The sequence below is a fragment of the Cereibacter johrii genome (assembly GCF_001720585.1).
In the GTDB taxonomy this organism is placed as follows: Bacteria; Pseudomonadota; Alphaproteobacteria; order Rhodobacterales; family Rhodobacteraceae; genus Cereibacter_A; species Cereibacter_A johrii.
Genome location: NZ_MABH01000164.1, coordinates 60,001 through 62,066, shown reverse-complemented (window position 1 = coordinate 62,066; position 2,066 = coordinate 60,001). Strand labels below are relative to the sequence as shown.

Below are 2,066 nucleotides of genomic sequence, written 5' to 3'. Positions count from 1 at the left end.
CTGGTTGCGGGGGCAGGATTTGAACCTGCGGCCTTCAGGTTATGAGCCTGACGAGCTACCGGGCTGCTCCACCCCGCGTCGGTTTTGATTTGATCGTTTTGAGGGATATTCGTTTCTTTTCAGGTCTGGCGGCGACCTACTCTCCCACGTCTTGAGACGCAGTACCATTGGCGCGACGGCACTTAACTGCCGAGTTCGGGATGGGATCGGGTGTTTTGCTCGTGCTATGGCCACCAGACCGGAGAAGAAACGACAACATCAGGCTTTTGCTTGTTCCGGGTCTATTGCTTTCTGATCTGGGGTAGAGCTTTGGCTTATTGAGCCTTGCTGTTACCGGGTCAGATCAAGCCTATCGGGCAATTAGTACCAGTCAGCTGAACGCATTGCTGCGCTTACACCTCTGGCCTATCGACGTGGTGGTCTTCCACGGCCCTCAAGGGAGACCTTGTTTTGAAGGGGGCTTCCCGCTTAGATGCCTTCAGCGGTTATCCTGTCCGATCATAGCTACCCAGCACTGCCGTTGGCACGACAACTGGTCCACCAGTGGATCGTTCACCCCGGTCCTCTCGTACTAGGGGCAACTCTTCTCAAGTCTCCTACACCCACGGCAGATAGGGACCGAACTGTCTCACGACGTTCTAAACCCAGCTCACGTACCTCTTTAAATGGCGAACAGCCATACCCTTGGGACCTGCTCCAGCCCCAGGATGAGATGAGCCGACATCGAGGTGCCAAACGATGCCGTCGATATGGACTCTTGGGCATCATCAGCCTGTTATCCCCAGAGTACCTTTTATCCGTTGAGCGATGGCCCTTCCACTCGGGACCACCGGATCACTATGGCCGACTTTCGTCTCTGCTCGACTTGTCAGTCTTGCAGTCAGGCGGGCTTCTGCCATTGCACTCGACGACCGATTTCCGACCGGTCTGAGCCCACCATCGCGCGCCTCCGTTACTGTTTGGGAGGCGACCGCCCCAGTCAAACTACCCACCACGCAGGGTCCCGGACCCGGATAACGGGCCGCGGTTAGACATCAAGATGGCGAAGGGTGGTATCTCAAGGTTGGCTCCACGGGAACTGGCGTCCCCGCTTCGATGCCTACCACCTATCCTGCACATCACAATCCTGATGCCAGTGCGAAGCTATAGTAAAGGTTCATGGGGTCTTTCCGTCTAACCGCGGGAAGTGTGCATCTTGACACACAGTTCAATTTCGCTGAGTCCACATCAGAGACAGCGGGGAGATCGTTACGCCATTCGTGCAGGTCGGAACTTACCCGACAAGGAATTTCGCTACCTTAGGACCGTTATAGTTACGGCCGCCGTTTACTGGGGCTTCAATTCGGAGCTTGCACTCCTCCTTTTAACCTTCCAGCACCGGGCAGGCGTCAGACTGTATACGTCGCCTTGCGGCTTCGCACAGCCCTGTGTTTTAAGTAAACAGTCGCCACCCCCTGGTTTGTGCCCCCCGCCCATAGTTGCCTACAGACGGGGCCTCCTTCTCGCGAACTTACGGAGGCATTTTGCCGAGTTCCTTTGATGTGGTTCTCTCAAGCGCCTTGGTATTCTCTACCAGTCCACCTGTGTCGGTTTGGGGTACGGTCTGATGGAGGGCTATTTCCAGGGACCGCTCAGCAGCCCGGTCAATCCGATAAGACCGAACTACACCTGCGATCCGTCACATCCTCCTGGCCCAGGAATATTAACCTGGTTCCCATCGACTACGCCTTTCGGCCTCGCCTTAGGGGCCGGCTTACCCTGCTCAGATTAGCTTTAAGCAGGAACCCTTGGACTTTCGGCGACAGGGTCTCTCACCCTGTTTGTCGCTACTCATGTCAACATTCTCGCTTCCGATCTCTCCACCGGATGCCTTACGGCCCGGCTTCACAGAAAGCTCCTTGTCTCCGCATCCGAGGGATGAAGAGACATGGAGCTATATCACGGAACGCTCCGCTACCACGCACATTGCTGTGCATCCTGAGCTTCGGCTCGTGGCTTGAGCCCCGTTACATCTTCGCCGCAGGACAGCTTATCTAGACCAGTGAGCTGTTACGCTATCTTTAAAG

The 2,066-nt window shown here is 55.9% G+C and carries 1 tRNA gene and 2 rRNA genes (1 of these 3 running past the window's edge); all 3 read right to left on the bottom strand.

What is annotated here, in order from left to right:
* Window position 1: 1 nt before the first annotated feature.
* Window positions 2–78, bottom strand: a tRNA-Met gene (locus A9O63_RS15185).
* 45 nt (window positions 79–123) lie between these two features.
* A 5S ribosomal RNA gene (rrf, locus tag A9O63_RS15180) occupies window positions 124–238 on the bottom strand.
* Window positions 239–339: 101 nt separating this feature from the next.
* Window positions 340–2,066, bottom strand: a 23S ribosomal RNA gene (locus A9O63_RS15175) (it continues 1,101 nt past the right edge of the window).